This window comes from Streptomyces sp. NBC_01549 (genome assembly GCF_026339955.1).
Classification (GTDB): Bacteria; Actinomycetota; Actinomycetes; order Streptomycetales; family Streptomycetaceae; genus Streptomyces.
Window position 1 is genome coordinate 641848 of sequence record NZ_JAPEPW010000001.1, and the last position, 15455, is coordinate 657302.

The 15455-nt window shown below is 69.2% G+C and carries 14 protein-coding genes; 4 read left to right on the forward strand and 10 right to left on the reverse strand.

The window, feature by feature from the left end; all coding sequences use genetic code 11:
* Window positions 1-56: 56 nt before the first annotated feature.
* Window positions 57-1817, forward strand: coding sequence for a sensor histidine kinase (locus OG819_RS02700; protein WP_266629493.1), 1761 nt, complete (start codon window positions 57-59; stop codon window positions 1815-1817).
* Window positions 1814-2494: a response regulator gene (locus tag OG819_RS02705; RefSeq protein WP_266586557.1), complete on the forward strand. Its 681-nt coding sequence runs from the start codon at window positions 1814-1816 to the stop codon at window positions 2492-2494. Before OG819_RS02700 ends, OG819_RS02705 begins: the two co-directional genes overlap by 4 nt.
* Window positions 2495-2619: 125 nt before the next feature.
* Here OG819_RS02705 and OG819_RS02710 read toward each other — a convergent pair whose 3' ends face one another.
* The 3 genes from OG819_RS02710 to OG819_RS02720 form a co-directional block, all read right to left on the reverse strand.
* A complete protein-coding gene (locus tag OG819_RS02710; RefSeq protein ID WP_266430196.1) occupies window positions 2620-3684 on the reverse strand; it encodes an ABC transporter substrate-binding protein in 1065 nt (354 codons plus the stop codon).
* 158 nt (window positions 3685-3842) lie between these two features.
* Window positions 3843-4718, reverse strand: coding sequence for an ABC transporter permease (locus tag OG819_RS02715; protein WP_266629489.1), 876 nt, complete (start codon window positions 4716-4718; stop codon window positions 3843-3845).
* Window positions 4708-5523, reverse strand: coding sequence for an ABC transporter ATP-binding protein (locus tag OG819_RS02720; protein WP_266430202.1), 816 nt, complete (start codon window positions 5521-5523; stop codon window positions 4708-4710). The genes OG819_RS02715 and OG819_RS02720 overlap by 11 nt, the downstream gene beginning before the upstream one ends.
* Before the next feature lie 161 nt (window positions 5524-5684).
* On the opposite strand from OG819_RS02720, the gene OG819_RS02725 reads away from it, so the two are divergent.
* Window positions 5685-6377, forward strand: coding sequence for a response regulator (locus tag OG819_RS02725; RefSeq protein ID WP_266647845.1), 693 nt, complete (start codon window positions 5685-5687; stop codon window positions 6375-6377).
* 114 nt (window positions 6378-6491) lie between these two features.
* Here OG819_RS02725 and OG819_RS02730 read toward each other — a convergent pair whose 3' ends face one another.
* The 6 genes from OG819_RS02730 to OG819_RS02755 form a co-directional block, all read right to left on the reverse strand.
* On the reverse strand, window positions 6492-8084 hold the full coding sequence (locus OG819_RS02730) for a cation acetate symporter (RefSeq protein ID WP_266430206.1): 1593 nt from the start codon (window positions 8082-8084) through the stop codon (window positions 6492-6494).
* On the reverse strand, window positions 8081-8569 hold the full coding sequence (locus OG819_RS02735; RefSeq protein WP_266586547.1) for a DUF485 domain-containing protein: 489 nt from the start codon (window positions 8567-8569) through the stop codon (window positions 8081-8083). The genes OG819_RS02730 and OG819_RS02735 overlap by 4 nt, the downstream gene beginning before the upstream one ends.
* A gap of 105 nt (window positions 8570-8674) precedes the next feature.
* Complete coding sequence (locus OG819_RS02740; protein ID WP_266629484.1) at window positions 8675-9364, reverse strand: response regulator transcription factor; 690 nt, start codon at window positions 9362-9364, stop codon at window positions 8675-8677.
* Window positions 9361-10512: a histidine kinase gene (locus OG819_RS02745; RefSeq protein ID WP_266647847.1), complete on the reverse strand. Its 1152-nt coding sequence runs from the start codon at window positions 10510-10512 to the stop codon at window positions 9361-9363. Before OG819_RS02745 ends, OG819_RS02740 begins: the two co-directional genes overlap by 4 nt.
* A complete protein-coding gene (locus OG819_RS02750) occupies window positions 10509-11033 on the reverse strand; it encodes a DUF1453 domain-containing protein (RefSeq protein WP_266629480.1) in 525 nt (174 codons plus the stop codon). Before OG819_RS02750 ends, OG819_RS02745 begins: the two co-directional genes overlap by 4 nt.
* 348 nt (window positions 11034-11381) lie before the next feature.
* Entirely contained in the window at window positions 11382-13505 is a 2124-nt protein-coding gene (locus OG819_RS02755; protein ID WP_266629478.1) for a type IIA DNA topoisomerase subunit B, read from the reverse strand.
* A 440-nt stretch (window positions 13506-13945) separates the two neighbouring features.
* Here OG819_RS02755 and OG819_RS02760 point away from each other — a divergent pair, with 440 nt between their 5' ends.
* Window positions 13946-14176: a hypothetical protein gene (locus OG819_RS02760; protein WP_075030622.1), complete on the forward strand. Its 231-nt coding sequence runs from the start codon at window positions 13946-13948 to the stop codon at window positions 14174-14176.
* Between the two features lie 328 nt (window positions 14177-14504).
* On the opposite strand, the gene OG819_RS02765 is transcribed toward OG819_RS02760, so the two are convergent.
* Complete coding sequence (locus OG819_RS02765) at window positions 14505-15323, reverse strand: serine protease (RefSeq protein WP_266629475.1); 819 nt, start codon at window positions 15321-15323, stop codon at window positions 14505-14507.
* Window positions 15324-15455 lie beyond the last annotated feature (132 nt).

Genomic DNA, 15455 nt, shown 5'->3' on the forward strand with positions numbered 1-15455 from the left:
AGATCCACGCCACACTCCCTTCGGCCCGGCGCACGCTCCCCCGTACCGTCATGGCTATGAGCCCCACTCCCCCCGCACGACGACTGCGCCTCGGTCTGCCGCGGCGGGTGTTCTCGCAGGTGCTGCTGATGCAGGTGGCGATAGCCGCCGGGGTCGCCATCCTCGCGACCGGGCTGTTCCTCGCCCCGCTCAGCGCCCAGCTCGACGACCAGGCCAAGCGCCAGGCGCTCGCGATCGCGCAGACAACGGCCGCCCAGCCGCAGATCGCCAGAGACCTGCAGACGTCCATACCGTCCGTGAACGGCCCCGTACAGGTCGCCGCGGAGCGGATCCGCAAGGCCAGCGGGGCCGAGTACGTCGTGGTGATGAACACACACTGGGTGCGCTGGTCACACAAGGACACCACGCAGATCGGCGGGGTCGTCTCGACCGACCCCAGCCAGGCCCTGGCCGGCCGGGACGTCATGGACATAGACAGCGGCACACTGGGGCGCTCGGCCCGCGGCAAGGTACCCCTGCGCGACGCCCACGGGCGCATCATCGGCGCGGTCTCGGTGGGCATCGAGTACGACAGTGTGCGCGCCCGGCTGATCCACGCGATCCCCGGACTCTTCGCCTACGCGGGCGGAGCCCTGGCCGTCGGTGCGTTCGCCGCGTATCTGCTCTCCCGACGAGTCCAACGGCAGACCCGTGACCTGGCCTTCTCCGACATCTCGGCGCTGCTCGCGGAACGCGAGGCGATGCTGCACGGTATTCGGGAGGGGGTCATCGCCCTGGACCGCGTCGGCCGCGTGAGGCTCCTGAACGACGAGGCGCAGCGCCTGCTCGGGCTCGACGCCGAGGCCATCGGGCAGCCGCTCGACGACCTGCTCGGGCCGGGCCGCACGACCGACGTACTGGCCGGACGGGTCACCGGCACGGATCTGCTGACCGTGCGCGGCCAGCGCGTCCTGGTCGCCAACCGCATGCCCACGGACGACGGCGGCGCCGTGGCCACGCTCCGTGACCGCACGGAGCTGGAACAGCTGGGCCGTGAGCTCGATTCGACCCACGGTCTGATCGACGCCCTGCGCGCACAGGACCACGAGCACGCCAACCGGATGCACACGGTCCTGGGGCTGCTCGAGCTGGAGATGTACGACGACGCCGTGGAGTTCGTCGGCGAGGTGGTCGGCGACCACAGGGTCACCGCGGAACAGGTCACCGAGAAGATCCACGATCCGCTGCTGGCCGCCCTGCTGGTCGGCAAGGCCACGGTGGCGGCCGAGCGCGGGGTGGCTCTCTGGATCGCGGACGGGACCCGGCTGCCCGACCGGCTGGTCGACCCTCGGGGGCTGGTCACCGTCGTGGGCAATCTGGTCGACAACGCACTCGACGCCGTCGCGGGCACACCGCACGCGCGCGTGGAGGTCGAATTGCGCGCCAAGGGACGAACGGCCGTGCTGCGCGTACGGGACACCGGGCCCGGAATTCCGGCGGAGCGGCGGGAGCTGATCTTCACGGACGGGTGGTCCACCAAGAAGCCACCGGCGCACGGTAAACGCGGACTCGGTCTCTCCCTGGTACGTCGTCTCGCCGAGCGGCAAGGAGGCAGCGCGGAGGTGGCGGAGGCCGACGGAGGGGGCGCGGAGTTCACGGTCGTGCTGCCGGAGGCCCTCACGGACGCCGGCCTCGGGGCGGCCGAACGCCGTGTGCCGGGCCCGGAGGGCGAACCCGTCCGCGGGCCCGCACCGGAACTCGTACGACAGCCCGACACGTTCTCCCGGAACACCACCGATGCCACCGCCACCACGCCCGCCGAGGAGGAGTCGCGATGATCGAGGTCCTGGTCGTGGACGACGACACCCGGGTCGCGCGGGTGAACGCCGCGTACGTCGACAAGGTGCCCGGCTTCCATGCCGCGGGCGAGGCGCACAGCGCTGCCGAGGCGCTCCACCGGATGGAGACGCTGCCCCACCTGGACCTGGTCCTGATGGACCACTACCTGCCCGACGAGACGGGCCTCGCGGTCGTCCAGGAGATGCGTCGGCGCGGGCACCAGACCGACGTCATCATGGTGACCGCGGCCCGCGACATCTCGACCGTCCAGGCGGCCATGCGGCAGGGCGCCCTCCAGTACCTGGTCAAGCCGTTCGCCTTCGCGGGCCTGCGCGCCAAGCTCGAGGCGTACGCGGCTCTGCGCCGCACGCTCGACGGCGGCGGCGAGGCCGAGCAGGCCCAGGTGGACCGGATTTTCGGCGCCCTGTCGGCGAGTGCGGAGCCGAACCTGCCCAAGGGGCACTCCCCCACGACCGCGGAACTCGTCCGACGGGCGCTGGTGACCGCCGAGGGGCCGCTGTCGGCCCAGGAGATCGCCGAGGAGACCGGACTGAGCCGGCAGACCGCCCAGCGCTATCTGAAGCTCCTGGAGCGCACGGGACGGGCCAGGCTGACCCTCAGATACGGCGACGCGGGCCGCCCGGAGCATCGCTACGTCTGGGCGACCCGCGCCTGAGGGCACGGCCGTAAAGGGGGATCCTGATGAAGGCGCGGCCACGGGGGGCGGGGGAAGAGGCCTCGCGCGCCCCGCCCCGGGGCCAGTGGTGGCCTTCTTTACTCCGCCGGTGCCGGCCTTCTTCCTCAGCCGGTGGCGGCCTTCTTCACGAACTCCGTGGTGTAGGTCTTGCTCAGGTCCACCTTGGCGTTCTTGATGTTGGGGTTGAACGCCTTGAGCACCTTCTCGACGGTCTCGGGGCCGTCCTCGGGCATCACGCCGTCCTTGGTGAACATCGGCAGCGTGCTCTGGATGGCGGTCGCGTAGAGCGTCTTGTTGCCCTGGGAGTAGTCGGCGGGCATCTTGGCTGCGATCTCGGAGGCGCTGTGCGTGGACATCCACTTGAGGGTCTTCACGAAGGCGTTGGCCAGCTTCTGGACCGTCTCCTTGTGGCCGTTCACCCAGTCCGTCTGCATGTAGAGGCTGGACGAGGGATACGGTCCGCCGAGCGCCTCCTGCGAGCCACTCGGCGTACGCATGTCGATGAGCACCTTGCCGAGGCCCTTCTGCAGGACCGTGGCGACGGTCGGGTCCGTCGTCATGCCGCCGTCGATCGCCCCCTTCTGGAGTGCCGAGACGAAGGTCGGACCCGCGCCGACGGCGACCGGTGCGAACTCGCTGACCTTCACACCGTTCTTGACCGCGAGGTACTTGGTGAGGAAGTCGGTGGAGGAACCGAGCCCGGTGACGCCGAGCTTCTTGCCCTTGAAGTCCTTGGGCGAGGTGATATCGTCCGCTCGCTTCTTGGAGACGATCTCCACCTCGCCGGGCGCGTGCGAGAACTGCACGACGGACTCCACGGCCTTGCCCTTGGTCTGCAGGTCGAGCGTGTGGTCGTAGAAGCCGACGGCTCCCTGGACCTGTCCGGACACGAGTGCGGTCTCCGCCTGCACACCGGCCGGCTCACTCAGGAGTTCGACATTCAAACCCTCGTCGTTGAAGTAGCCGAGCCGCTGCGTGAGCATCGCCGGCATGTAGATGACCTTGTCCAGGCCACCGACCATGATCTTGACGTGCTCCCCCTTGCCGCCGCCCCCGTTGCTGCCGGAGTCGGCGGTGGTGGAGGCCGCGTCGTTGGCGCAGGCGGTGAGCGAGGAGAGGGCGAGCAGACCGGCGGCTGCCAGCGCGGAGTATCTGGCGGTCTTACGCATGATGGGTCACGTCCTTGTGAGAGGGCAGTGCGGGAAAAGGGGTGCCCTGGGGAGCGTTGAGCGGAAAGGGGAGCACCCTGGAAAGCGTTGAGAGGAAGTCGGGCACCTTGGAGGGCCCTGAGAGGAAATCGAGCGCCCCGGGGGGTGTTGTCTGCCGATCAGCTCTCGGAGTCCGACGGCTTCCAGCGGAAGATGCGGCGCTCGGCGAAGGTGAGCAGCCCTTCGGCCAGCAGGGCGACGACGGCGAGGATGACCATCGCGGCGTACACACCCGCCGCGTTGAAGGTGCCCTGGGACTGGGCGACGAGCAGGCCGATACCCTTGGTGGCGCCGATGTACTCACCGACGATCGCACCGATGAGGGCGAAGCCGAAGCTGACATGGAGGCTGGTGAAGATCCACGAGGTGGCGGAGGGGATGACGACCTGAAGCGTCACCCGGCGGTCGCTCGCCCCGAGGATCCGGGCGTTGGCGACGAGGTTTCGGTCGACCTCGCGGGCACCCTGGAACGCGTTGAAGAAGACCGGGAAGAAGACCAGGACCACGGCCGAGGCGACCTTGGAGGCCGGCCCGAGCCCGAACCAGATCACGAAGATCGGTGCGAGGACGATCCTGGGTATGGAGTTGAGCACCTTGATGTATGGACCAAGGACATCGGCGAGGAAGGCGATGCGTCCCAGCGCGATACCGAAGACCACGCCGGTCACGACCCCGATGACCCAGCCGAGCAGCGCCTCGTGGAGCGTGTACCAGATCTGCTCGCCGAGTGAGCCGAGCGCGGTCCCATGGGTCACCCAGGTGTAGACCTGGTCCCAGATCTTCGACGGCATGGAGAAGTTGAACGGGTCGATGATCTTGGCGCGCGCGAACACCTCCCAGAGGCCGAGCACGGCGATCAGCAGCACCGCACGGGCGGCGGCGACGATCACCCTGCGTCTGCGGGCGGCACGGGCACGGGAGTGGGCGCGTCCCGGCTTGGCGGGCTCGGTGACGGTCGCCGCGACGACGGCCTCGGGCATGACGTCAGGCGACATTCGCGGCGCCCCTCTCTCGGGTGATGCGGACCTCTTCACCGAGGGACTCCCAGATCTCGCGGTAGATCTCGATGAACCGCGGCTCCAGGCGCACCGATTCGACCTTGCGCGGCCTCGGCAGATCGATGTCGAAGACCTGCTTCACGGTGGCGGGGCCCGCGGTCATCACGACGACCTTGTCGGCGAGCGCGATGGACTCCTCCAGGTCGTGGGTGACGAAGACGACCGAGGCGCCCGTGCCCTCCCACAGCTCCAGCAGCTCGTCCGACATCAGGGCCCTGGTCTGCACGTCGAGCGCCGAGAAGGGCTCGTCCATCAGCAGGATCTCGGGGTCGTTGACGAAGGTCGCGGCGAGGGCGACGCGCTTGCGCTGACCACCGGAGAGCTGGTGCGGGTAGCGGTCCTCGAAGGCCGACAGTCCGACCCTGGCCAGCCATTCGCGGGCCCGCTGCTTGGCCTCCGCCTTCGGAACACCGCGAAAACGCGGGCCCGCCATGACGTTGGACAGGACCGTGCGCCAAGGGAAGGTGGCGTCCTGCTGGAAGACGAAGCCGACCTTGTCGCCGACGCCCGCGACCGGCTCACCGGCCACCAGCACCTCGCCCTCGGTGGGCTCCTCCAGACCGCTCACCAGGGTCAGAGTCGTGGACTTCCCGCAGCCGGTGGGGCCGACGACAGCCACGAACTCGCCACGGCCGATGGTCAGATCGAGCTCCCTGACCGCCGTGTGCAGACCCCCTGACGGGGTCTTGAAGATCTTGCTCGCGCCCCGCAGCTCAATGGCGGGGCTGGTGTCTGCGCTCATGGCCCGGGACCGTAGATGTGGCGCGGGCCACAGCATCAGTCTTCTGGGCGCAAGGCCTTCTTCTGCTTGCAAGAGTCTGTTGTGCTCATTTTGCTCGCGCTACAACAGCGGAGCCGAAACACGGGCTTAACGCTCGCCAGGCCTTGAGAGAAAGAGGCCCGATGATTGACGTCCTGGTCGTGGACGACGACTTCCGCGTCGCTGAGATCAACGCGAAGTACGTGGGGAAGGTTCCCGGATTCCGGGTGGCCGCCCGCGCGCACAGCGCTGCCCAGGCCCTGGCCGCCGTAGAGCGCGCGCCCGTCGACCTGGTCCTGCTCGACCACTATCTGCCCGACCAGACGGGCCTCGAACTGGTGCACCGCATGCGCGAACGCGGCCACGGCACCGACGTCATCATGATCACCGCGGCCAGCGATGTGACGACCGTGCAGGCCGCGATGCGCCTGGGTGCCCTGCACTATCTGGTCAAGCCGTTCACCTTCGCCGCGCTGCGCACCCGGCTCGACTCGTACGCGGCCCTGCGGCGCACCGTCGACCGGGTCGGCGGGCGCGGCGTGGCGGGCCAGGAGCAGGTCGACCGGATCTTCAGCGCCCTGCGCACCACGTCCGTCCCGTCGTCGCCGGGACTGCCCAGCGGCCACTCGGAACCCACCACGGACCTGATCTGCGGTGTCCTTCACCGCGCGGACCAGCCGCTGTCGGCCCACGAGGTCGCGGCCGAGACCGGGCTCAGCCGCTCCACCGCCCAGCGCTATCTGCGCCACCTGGAGCAGGCGGGACGGCTGCGCCTCTCGCTCAAGTACGGCGACACGGGCCGCCCGGAACACCGCTATGCCTGGGTGGCACCCTGAGCCCGCGCCAAAGCCGTCACACCCACCCGGCACGTGGCGTGCGTCGCCGGGCTGTACGTCGCCGGAAGCGCCCCCGCCCGCTGGAGGCGTCCCGGACACTCGCAGGGGGCGCCCTCAGACCGCCCCGGCACCCGTCAGCGACCGCACCTCGGTCTCCGCGTGCTTGGCCTCGTCCGGCGGCTCCGCCGACGTGACCGTGCCCAGCCAGCCCGACAGGAAACCGAGCGGAATCGACACCAGGCCGGGGTTCTGCAGCGGGAAGTACTGGAAGTCCACACCCGGGAACAGCGAGTCTGGACTCCCCGACACCACCGGCGACAGCAGGACGAGCAGCAGCGCAGGCACCAGGCCTCCGTATACGGCCCACACGGCGCCGCGGGTCGTGAAACTCCGCCAGAACAGCGAGTACAACAGCACCGGGAGGTTCGCGGACGCGGCGACCGCGAAGGCAAGGCCCACCAGGAAGGCCACATTGAGGTCGCGGGCCAGCAGCCCGAGCGCGATCGCGACCACCCCGATACCCACCGCCGCGGTGCGCGCCACGGTGACCTCGCTGCGGGGCTTCGCATGCCGACGGCGCAGCGAGGCGTAGAGGTCGTGGGCCACGGACGCCGAGGACGCCAGGGTGATCCCGGCGACGACCGCGAGGATCGTTGCGAAGGCGATGGCCGCGACGACGGCAAAGAGAACCGTTCCTCCCGCAGAGTTCGCACCGCCGCCCAGATCAAGCGCGAGCAACGGAACCGCCGTGTTGCCCGCCGCGTTCGACCCCCGCACCGCCTCCGGACCGACGATCGCCGCCGCGCCGAAGCCCAGCACGATCGTCATCAGGTAGAAGCCCCCGATGAGCCCGATCGACCAGACCACCGAGCGCCGCGCGGCCCGCGCGGTCGGCACGGTGTAGAAACGCGACAGGATGTGCGGCAGACCGGCCGTACCGAGCACCAGCGCGAGGCCCAGGCTGATGAAGTCGAAGCGCGCCGTCCAGTCCCCGCCGTACTTCAACCCGGGTGCGAGAAACGCGTCACCGTGCCCGCTGCGCTCCGCCGCCGAACGCAGCAACTCATTGACGTCCCCGTGGAACCGCATGAAGACAAGCACGGTCAACACAATGGAACCGCTCAGCAACAGGACCGCTTTGACGATCTGAATCCACGTGGTGGCCCGCATCCCTCCCAGCGACACATAGATCACCATGAGCGCGCCGACGCCGATCACCGTCCAGTTCCGCGCCGCCTCGCTCGAACCTCCCAGCAGCAGCGCTACCAGGCTGCCCGCCCCCACCATCTGCGCCACCAGATACAGAACGGACACGGTCACCGAAGAGGTTCCCGCCGCGATCCGCACCGGCCGCTCACTCATCCGGGCCGCGACAACATCGGCGAGCGTGAACCGCCCGCAGTTGCGCACCAGTTCGGCGACGAGGAACAGGACGACGAGCCACGCGACGAGAAACCCGACGACATACAGCAGCCCGTCGTAGCCGTAGAGCGCGATGAGCCCCGTGACGCCCAGGAAGGACGCCGCCGACATGTAGTCGCCCGAGATGGCAAAACCATTTTCCATGGGCGAGAACAGCCGCCCGCCGGCATAGAACTCCTCGGCCGACCCGTGCCGGTTGCGACTCACCCACGTCGTGATCCCCAGCGTCACCGCCACGAACGCGCTGAACAGCAGCAGCGCCAGCGTCTGATGGGTGCCGGTCACCGCTCACCACCTCTGACGCTCCTCGTCAGCTCCTGGGTGTCCCAGCGCAGATCGAGCGCCGCCCGGTCCCTGCGCAGCCGCGCATGCCGCGCGTACGCCCACGTGAACAGAAACGTGGTGAGGAACTGCCCGAGCCCCGCCACCATCGCCACGTTGACCGCGCCGGCGACGGGCCGGGCCATGAACCCGGGCGCCGTCGTCGCGGTCACCACATAGCCCACGTACCAGGTGAAGAACACCGCGACGCCCGGCACCACGAACCTCCGATACCGGCTGCGCACCTCCTGGAAGGCCGCGCTGCGCTGCACCTCCAGATAGACGTCGGCCGTCCCGCCCGTGCGGCCTTCGCGCTCCAGGCGCGCGGACGGCACTGCGGGAGCCGGCGCGCCCGTGCCGTCCAACTCACCCCAGCCGGAGGCGAGCGCGTCGTACCAAGGGTCATCGAACCGGGCCTCTCCGGTATCGCGACCGTCGTGCTTCTCCACCGAACTCTCCTTGTCCGCGACCCTTTTTCGGCCGCGTGCCCAAGGATGGACAGATCGGGAAGATCCCGGACTCTTCTCTCCGCGCTCTTCACCCCATCAGGTGACTCATCCTGTCGGCGGCCGTACGAGACCCTTTCCGAAGGCGTAACGCACCGCCTGAGCACGGTCCTTGAGGCCCGTCTTGGCGAAGAGGTTGTTGATGTGGGTCTTCACTGTCGCGGTGGAGACATGCAGCTTGCGGGCGATCTCCTGATTGGTGAGGCCCTCGGCGATCAGCAGCAGCACCTCGGTCTCCCGTGTGGTCAGCCCATCGGGCGGCTCCACGAGCGCATCGGGCGCCGGAGCCGCCGCCGGCTCCGACAGCCGCTCCAGCAGTCGCCGTTGGATGCTCGGCGAGAGTCCCGCGTCCCCGGACAGCACACTCTCCACCGCGCGCACGATCTCGTCGCCGCCCGCGTCCTTGGTGAGATAGCCGCGGGCCCCCGCTCTGAGCGCGGGAAACAGCGATTCGTCGTCCGCGTACGTGGTGAGCACGACGACCTGTGTCCCCGGATGCTCGGCGCGAATGCGCCGGGTCGCCTCCACGCCGCCACATCGCGGCATGCGCAGGTCCATCAGCACGACGTCCGGGGCGAGCTCGGCCACAAGTGCCACGGCCTCGTAGCCGTCCCCGGCCGCACCCACGACCTCGATGCCCGGCAGCAGACCCAGCAGCATCACGATGCCTTCGCGCACCACGGTCTGGTCGTCCGCCACCACGACCCGAGCCGGCTTCCTGGTCTCCTCCTCCGTCATACGGGCACCCTCAGCGTCACCACGAACCCCTCCTTGTCCGGCCCGGCCTCCAACGAGCCGCCCAGCAGCTCGGCACGCTCCCGCATGCCCAGCAGACCGTACCCGGCCCCCGCGCCGCTGAGTTCGCCCGGCGGCCCTCCCGAGTCCCGTACATCCAGCGTCACTTCTTGCTCGCCGTACTCGAGCCGAATGTGGACCTTGGCGCCCGGCGCATGCTTGCGGACGTTCGTCAGGGCTTCCTGCGCCACCCTGCGCACCGCCTGCGAGGCCTCGGCGCGCAGCGGCTTCCGTTCACCCTCCACGGTGACGTCGGCGCCGTCCGCCGTGGCGACCAGCTCGCTCAGGAAGTCCTCCACCGGGGACATCTCACCCCGAAGGGCGGAGAGCGCCTGCCGGGTCTCGGCGAGCCCCTCACGGGCCATCCCACGTGCCGCCACGACCCGTTCGAGGATCTGCTCCCGCTCGGCGCCCCGCTCGATCAGCAGCCGGGCCGCCTCCAGATGCACCATCTGCGCCGAGAGACTGTGCGCCAGGACGTCATGGATCTCCCTCGCGATCCTGGCCCGCTCCGCGAGCGCCGCGGACTCTGCCTCGGCCACCCGAGCCGCCCGCTCCTGAGCGAGCAACCGCTGGGCACTGCCCCGTGCCTCCGCATCGAGGCGCAGCACGTATCCGGCCAGGGCGAGCCCGACGGCGGTGGCCGCCGTGGTCAGCCAGACGTCGTTGTTCACCGCCGCGAACGCGCTCAGCGCGACGGAGGTGGCAGGCAGTGCCGCCGCGAGAGGCAGCCTCTCCAGGGCGCTGATGGCACACCCGCACCACAGGACGATGGCCGGCACCCGGAAGCCCGTGCCCACTCCCACCGTCGCGATGGCGAGCAGCAGGGCGAGCAGCGCCAGTGAGGGCAGCAGACGGTGTTCGAGCGTGGTCCGCCAGAAGGCCCATGCCGCCAGCCCGCAGACAAGAATCCCCAAGACGTCCGCCACGATCCGCCAGGCACCCAGATGGCTGCTCATGAAGGTCGTCCACAGAAGCAGGCCCAGGGCGAAGAGGCGCGAGGCCCAGGCGAGCGCGCGCCTGGGCTTGGCCACTCCCGTTCGGGACAGCGCCTCGCGGGAGGGCCAGCGCTTCCAGGCGTTCTCCGTCACACGCGCTCCTTCCATGAGCCCCGGGGCACGTCGTCACCGTACGCCGTCGCCTGCGCGACGGCCGGGGGCAGAGACTGCGAGCGCCAGGCCAGGATCCCGGAGCGGACCAGCAAAGTGGCCGCCAGGGCGAGCAGCAGGGCGGAGCTGTCCTGGTGGACGCCCAGCAGGATGCCGATGCCGAACAGTCCCAGCCGCAGGGCTATGCCCAGGCCCCAGACGGCCGCGCTGGCCTTGGTGCTCTTGCTCCACAGCGAGCCGTCTGGCTCCGCCCATATCCGTGTCGTCCATCCCCACGCGGCTCCGGTGGCCAGCCCGATGAACAGCTCTGCCCCCAGCAGCATCATCGCCTCGGCCCGATGGTGGGTGTCGATCAGGCCGGGCTCCCGCAGGGCCATCACGGCCAGGATGGCCGGCACGATCCACCAGCGCCTGTCTGTGGTGATCCTGCGCGTACGGAACTGGCGCGCGACGACCAGGACAACAACGGCGAGGATCACCAAGGCATTGACAAGCCCGGACATCACGACCTCCGTGGGCGAGGAAGAGCGGGTTCCGGCAGCGAGCGCTGTCGACGCCTTCGACGCTACGGAAATCGGCAGCCCACCAGATCGGAGCCCGGGTGGATCGTGGGTGGATCCGCACCCACCCCACCCCTCCACCCACGGGTGGAGCCCCCTCGCGGCCCGCTCCCCCACCGACCGCGTTTCTCGCCCCCGCCGCCCCTACCCGTCCCATCCCCAGGGGCTCCGCCCCTTCGACCCCACTGGGGGCTGCCGCCCCCAGACCCCCACATCGGCCTGAACGGCCTCGTCCTCACCCACCACCGGCCGGCACCCGGCGCAGGCACCGGCGACCCGCCAGCGCAGCGCCTACGCGTCGATGCGCGACCGATCCAGCGTCGCCGCAGAGCTGGAGATGAACTCCTTGCGAGGAGCCACATCGTTCCCCATCAGCAGATCAAAAACCTGCTCGGACGCCTCCAGGTCGGAGATGTTGATCCGCCGCAGCGTCCGGTACCGCGGGTCCATCGTCGTCTCGGCCAGCTGATCGGCATCCATCTCGCCGAGACCCTTGTAACGCTGGATCGAGTCCTTGTAGCGCACGTTCTTGCGCTGCAGCTCCAGCAGCGTCTCGCGCAGCTCACGGTCCGAGTACGTGTAGACGTACTTGTCCTGGCCCTTCTTGGGCTGGCTCAGCTCGATACGGTGCAGCGGCGGCACCGCGGCGAACACCCGCCCCGCCTCGACCATCGGCCGCATGTACCGCTGGAACAGCGTCAGCAGCAGAATCCGGATGTGCGCGCCGTCGACGTCGGCGTCGACGAGCAGGATGATCTTCCCGTACCGCGCCGCGTCGATCTCGAACGTCCGCCCGGACCCGGCCCCTATGACCTGGATGATCGCGCCGCACTCGGCGTTCTTGAGCATGTCCGTGACGGACGCCTTCTGGACGTTGAGGATCTTGCCGCGGATCGGCAGCAGCGCTTGGAACTCGGAGTTCCGGGCCAGCTTGGCGGTACCGAGCGCGGAGTCTCCCTCGACGATGAAGAGCTCGCTGCGCTCGACGTCGTCGCTGCGGCAGTCCGCGAGCTTGGCGGGCAGTGAGGAGGACTCGAGGGCAGTCTTCCGACGCTGCGCGTCCTTGTGCTGGCGGGCCGCGATCCGCGTACGCGCGGCGGCGACGGCCTTCTCCATCACGACCCGGGCCTGGGCGGCCGCGTCCCGCTTCGTGGTGGTCAGGAACGCCTTGAGTTCGTTGGAGACCACGTTCGTCACGATCCGGCGCGCCGCCGAGGTGCCGAGGACCTCCTTCGTCTGGCCCTCGAACTGCGGCTCCGCGAGGCGCACGGTGACGACGGCGGTCAGGCCTTCCAGGGCGTCGTCCTTGACGATGTCGTCCTCGGCGACCCGCAGCAGCTTCTTGGCCCGCAGTACTTCGTTCATCGTCTTGGCGACGGCCTGCTCGAAGCCGGCGACGTGGGTGCCGCCCTTGGGCGTGGCGATGATGTTCACGAACGACTTGAGGTTCGTGTCGTAGCCGGTGCCCCAACGCAGCGCCACGTCGACACCGAGCTCACGGGTGACCTCGGTGGGCGTCATCTGTCCGTGCTCGTCGAGCACCGGGACGGTCTCCTTGAAGGTGCCCTGCCCGGAAAAGCGCAGGACGTCACAGACGGGCTTGTCGGCGGCCAGGTACTCACAGAACTCGCTGATGCCGCCGTCGAAGCGGAAGGACTCCTCGCCCTTGCTGCCGCCCTCGCCCAGCCCGTACTCGTCACGGACGACGATGGTCAGGCCGGGCACCAGGAAGGCCGTCTGACGGGCGCGCTGGTGCAGGTGCTCCAGGGAGAGCTTGGCGTCCTTGAGGAAGATCTGGCGGTCGGCCCAGTAGCGCACGCGCGTTCCGGTTCGGGTCTTGGGGATCCGCTTCAGCTTGCGCAGCCCGCTCGTCGCGTCGAAGGCGGCGTCGGGGCCGTCCGCCTTGAACGCTCCGGGGGTGCCGCGCCGGAAGCTCACCTCATGGGTGTGACCACCACGGTCCACCTCGACGTCCAGACGGGCGGAGAGCGCGTTGACCACGGAGGCGCCCACGCCGTGCAGACCGCCGGAGGCCGCGTACGAGCCGCCTCCGAACTTGCCGCCGGCGTGCAGCTTGGTCATCACGACCTCGACGCCGGACAGGCCGGTCTTGGGCTCCACGTCGACCGGGATGCCGCGGCCGTTGTCCCGCACCTCCACCGAGGCGTCGTCGTGCAGGATCACCTCGATGTGGTCACAGTAGCCCCCGAGGGCCTCGTCCACGGAGTTGTCGATGATCTCCCACAGGCAGTGCATCAGACCGCGGCTGTCGGTCGAGCCGATGTACATGCCGGGGCGCTTGCGCACGGCCTCGAGCCCCTCGAGGACGAGCAGGTGCCGCGCGGTGTAGTTGGAACCGTCCCGGTCTGCTCCGGTCAGCAACGCTGTGGACGGCACGGACGTGTCGGCGGTCACGCGGTTCGCTCCTCGCTGAATTTCAGATGGGACCCTTTTGGGTAAGGGGCCGGCTTCGGTCGCCGCTCAGAGGGTACCGAGGCCTGGTAGAGCCGTTGTAACGCCACCCTCGCATGAACTCAGACTAGTCCAGGCTCGCATGAGTGTTCGATCCCTCGATTGAGTGAAGTACATATCACGTTCCCTTCCAGGCATGAACCATTTAGGCTCCGGGCACGTCCTCATGAACAACCGGCAAGCCAGCCGGGGAGGACCGACCCTGACAGACAGCGCGAACCCGTAAGACACAAAGACACGTAATACGGCCCATTCGCCGCCACCCGGCAGCAGACAGCCGCCCCGGAAGAATTTTTCGAGGAAAGGCCACGAGCGGGAACGTTTTCGGCCTGGTTGGATGTTGACCCTGGTACGACAGCTCGTCGAGCTAGAGAAGAGGCGACGTGACTACTGTTCTGACCCCCGCGAGCCCCCTGACGGCCGCTGACCGCTGCGACCGTTGCGGCGCCCAGGCATATCTGCGCGTCGTCCTCCTCAGCGGCGGTGAGCTGCTCTTCTGCGCCCACCACGGGCGTAAGTTCGAGCCGGAACTCAAGAAGATCGCCGCTGAGATACAGGACGAGACCGAGCGACTCACGTCGGTCCCGGCAACGTCCAACGACGAAGAGCGCTGACACTTCGCGTCAACGACGACGAGCCAGCTCCGGCACAGGCCGGTGTACGGGCGGCCACCCCTGCTACTTGGGGTGGCCGCCCGTATGCGTAACGCTTTCCGGCGGTGCGGTGCACCACCGTCCAGAACGCATGCACACGGCCCCGTGCGGTTGCGAATCGCGTCGCTCCGTGCAGTTCCATGCGCTACCGGTTCGTACCGTTGGCGCGGAAGTCCACGCGCCGTCGGCTCGTGCCGCTCCGCGCGCACCCCCCACGCGCCACCGGTTCACACCACTCCCCGGCGCCCCTCGGTCCGCTGCGTTCCGTAACGCTTCCGCCCGGGTGCCCTCAGCGGTTCGAGCCGAGCCTCCTGACGACCTCAGAGACCCGCGTGTAGACCCCGGGGCTTCCCGCCTGCCCGCAGCCGCTACCCCACGACACAAGGCCGATCAGCCGCCCCTGGGCGACGAGCGGGCCACCGCTGTCCCCCTGGCAGGCATCCCGCCCTCCCGCGACCTCCCCGGCGCACACCATGGAAGCCGCTCGATACGTTCCGTCCTCGCTCCCCGGGTACGCCCGCTCGCAGTCAGAGTCGGGCAGCACTTTCACGCTCGCTGACCGCAGACTCAGCATGTAATTGCCGGTGCCGGTCGTATCGCCCCAACCGTAGATCTCGGCGGTCGTACCGGGCGTGTACGCGGGATCCCCCGAGGGGGCCATACGGATGACCGAACTCTGGGGCAGCGGGGAGGCGAGGGTGAGCACGGCGAAATCCCCGGCGTTCGCTACGGCGTCGTACTGCGGATTGACCCAGGTGTCGCGGACCAGGATCTCCTTGCCCTTGCCGGACAGCAGGTCGGTACGGTCCGCGATGATCTTCAAGTCGCGGATCTGCTGCGGCGGCGCACCCAGCACGACCGGACTCAGACAGTGGGCCGCGGTCAGTACGCGCGACGGGCCGATCACCACGCCGCCGCAGAACTGCCCGGCTCGCGTACCCCCGAACCGGTCACGACTGGACAGTGCCACCGTCCACGGACTCTGAGCGATGTCGACCGGATGGCCCCCGATGATGATGTCGTCGGTCGCGGCCGGGGCGGGGGACGCCAGCGGTATGAGGGCCGCGGCGGCCGCTAGGGCCAGTACTGGGGCGAAAGGGCGGCGCATGCGCGCTCCTCACTCTGAGACGGCTATGGAACACCCAGAGTGATCCAGCAGGCGGCGACGCGCACGCCATGCAAGCGCCGAGGGCCCGGCTCCCCATCGGGAGTCGGGCCCTCGGTGACGGTACGACCGAGA

Coding starts and splice junctions, on each gene's coding strand:
- OG819_RS02700 (WP_266629493.1), top strand. CDS start 57: ATGAGCCCCACTCCCCCCGCACGACGACTGCGCCTCGGTCTGCCGCGG.
- OG819_RS02705 (WP_266586557.1), top strand. CDS start 1,814: ATGATCGAGGTCCTGGTCGTGGACGACGACACCCGGGTCGCGCGGGTG.
- OG819_RS02710 (WP_266430196.1), bottom strand. CDS start 3,684: ATGCGTAAGACCGCCAGATACTCCGCGCTGGCAGCCGCCGGTCTGCTC.
- OG819_RS02715 (WP_266629489.1), bottom strand. CDS start 4,718: ATGTCGCCTGACGTCATGCCCGAGGCCGTCGTCGCGGCGACCGTCACC.
- OG819_RS02720 (WP_266430202.1), bottom strand. CDS start 5,523: ATGAGCGCAGACACCAGCCCCGCCATTGAGCTGCGGGGCGCGAGCAAG.
- OG819_RS02725 (WP_266647845.1), top strand. CDS start 5,685: ATGATTGACGTCCTGGTCGTGGACGACGACTTCCGCGTCGCTGAGATC.
- OG819_RS02740 (WP_266629484.1), bottom strand. CDS start 9,364: ATGACGGAGGAGGAGACCAGGAAGCCGGCTCGGGTCGTGGTGGCGGAC.
- OG819_RS02750 (WP_266629480.1), bottom strand. CDS start 11,033: ATGTCCGGGCTTGTCAATGCCTTGGTGATCCTCGCCGTTGTTGTCCTG.
- OG819_RS02765 (WP_266629475.1), bottom strand. CDS start 15,323: ATGCGCCGCCCTTTCGCCCCAGTACTGGCCCTAGCGGCCGCCGCGGCC.